Annotated in this window: 1 protein-coding gene; it reads left to right on the forward strand. The window is 31.8% G+C overall.

Annotated elements, in window-relative coordinates; genetic code table 11:
* Positions 1-100: 100 nt before the first annotated feature.
* On the forward strand, positions 101-2552 hold a 2452-nt coding region (locus tag LJD32_RS14770; RefSeq protein WP_227392795.1), incomplete at its 3' end, for an N-acetylmuramoyl-L-alanine amidase.

The following is a 2552-nucleotide window of genomic DNA, read 5'->3' on the forward strand; positions in this document are numbered from 1 at the left end:
AAAACGTAATCAATCGCGGATAAATAAGATTGATAGAAAGGAATGTATATTGTAGATGACTACTCAGATGGGTCAATTACAATATACCAGGAATAATGAAATGAAAGGCAGAAATTTTTTATCATTAGCTATATCGATGTTTCTTTTATCTCCGGGGACAGTACTAGCAATAAATGATATAAATAATAATGAAAAGTTAGAAAACAGAGATGAATTAGTATCTTCGCAGGATGTTAATAATTTAGATCAGGATAACGAAGAAATAGGAAGAGATGAACTTGCTAAGGAATTTGAAGATCAAAGTGGAATAGATTCATTTGAAAATGAGGATAATGGATTAGTAAGGTATCTTGCAAGTAATTATACAAGATCAGGAAATTACGTTGTTCATGGAAATGATGATAATGTATATTATGCTTATAATAGAGTAGGCTCTACATTTTATTTAAATAATGGAGGCATATCGACAACTTATAAAAAAGTAAGAGAGATAATCGATACAGATACAGCTGTACAAACACATGTAGCAACTACTTTATTTAAAGAACCAGCATTTTCAAGTAAGTATCGTACTAATACCACTATTCCAGCTGGATATTATACTGCTAAATATGTTGCAGGTTCATTTGTTTATGTTGAAACTGATTATGGGGATGGATGGATTAGTACAAGTTGTGATAATAATGGGAATTATATTAGTGGAGGAAGAATGACATTTTTAGATGTTCCAAGTAGTTTGTCGGTAGGAAGTGTCAATGGTATACCAATCTATCAAAAAATAATTCCTCGATATTCAGATGATGCACGAGCTGGTTATAGTATGAAACCAAAGTATATTACAATTCATAATACAGCAAGTTCGGGGAAAGGTGCTAATGCTCGTTCTCACGCTAATTTGCAGTATAATGGAAATAATAGAACGGCTTCTTGGCATTATACTGTAGATAATACAGAAATTTGGCAAAGTATTCCAATCAATGAAAATTCCTGGCATGCTGGTGATGGACAAGCAATGGGAAATTGTGGGTCGGTTTCTATTGAAATTTGTGAAAATTCAGATGGAAATTATGCACAAGCAGAAAGAAATGCGGCATACCTAGCAGCTAGATTGTTATATGAATGTGGTTTACCAAGTGATGCGATAAGAATGCATAGAGATTGGAGTGGGAAAAACTGTCCACATAATACTATAGAAGGAACAAAAGGAACTATGGGATGGGAAAGCTTTAAGTCTTTAGTTGTTTCAGCATATAATAGCTATGCGCAAAACGATAGGAATACTAGCAATGTTGTTAATCAAGGTACGGGAAAGGCATCAAATGCACCAACTATTCAATATAATGCAAAAACTCAAAAAATTGGTTGGCAGAATCAAGTAACAGAACCAAATTCAACAGGAACAACGGGAAGATCACTTAAGCTATATCAATTAAAAATGAATTTATTAAATGTTCCATATTCAACTCACCTTTATGGAACAATAAAAACTACAGCTGGACAAAAAAATTATGATAATATTGAAAATGATACATTGATAGGAATTGATGGAAAAGCAATGACGCAAGTTAATTTTGGTTTAGAAAATGTTCCAGGTTATCATTTAGAATATCGTGTTCATAGTTCTAATTTAGGATGGCAATCATGGGTAAAACAGGGAAATAAAGCAGGTGATGGCAATAATGAAATTCAAGCAATAGACTTTAAGCTAGTGAAAGATGATGATATCAAGGTAACTGCTCCAAAGATTTATTATAATGGACATATTGCAGATAAAGGTTGGCTAAATTATGTTCCTGATTCACAAATAGGTGGAACCGTTGGAAAATCAATTTATTTGCAAGCGTTTCATTTGGGAATAGACAATGCAGAAGAATATAACCTTTCGGGAAAAGTATATGTAGATGAAAAAGGTTGGCAAAATTATGATGAAATAAATCCAAATACAGTTTTAGGTACAACAGGTCAAAATAAAGCAATTAAAGCTATAAATTTAAACTTGGATCTGCCAGGATATAGATTAGAATATCAAGTTCATTCATCAAACATCGGCTGGCAAAATTGGGTAAAATCGGGACAAATAGCAGGAGATGAAAAGAATAATATTGAAGCTATACGATTTAGATTGGTTGAAGACAATTCAAAAATATTACAAATTGCCTTTGATAAAAATGAGTTATATATGAATTTAAATTCAATATATCAATTAAAATCTAGAATCATTCCAGGAAATACAGTTATGGATAAAACATTATCTTGGGAATCAGACAATGAAGAAGTTGCGAAAGTCGATCAAAATGGAAATATAACAGCCAATAAAGTAGGTGTAGCTATAATAACAGCAACATCTGTTAACGGATTAACAGCTTCATGTAAAATTAACGTTATAAAACCGATTACAAGTATAAAATTAGATAATGCTGATATTACAATAGAAAAGAATAAAGAAATAACATTAGGATTATCTATAGAACCAATGGATGCTACGGAGTCTTATACTTGGACAAGTAGTAATACAAATGTAGCAACAGTAGATGAAAATGGAAAAGTAAAAG

Origin of the sequence: Faecalibacillus sp. TM498, from assembly GCF_020589955.1 — a bacterium.
GTDB lineage: Bacteria > Bacillota_I > Bacilli_A > Erysipelotrichales > Coprobacillaceae > Faecalibacillus > Faecalibacillus intestinalis.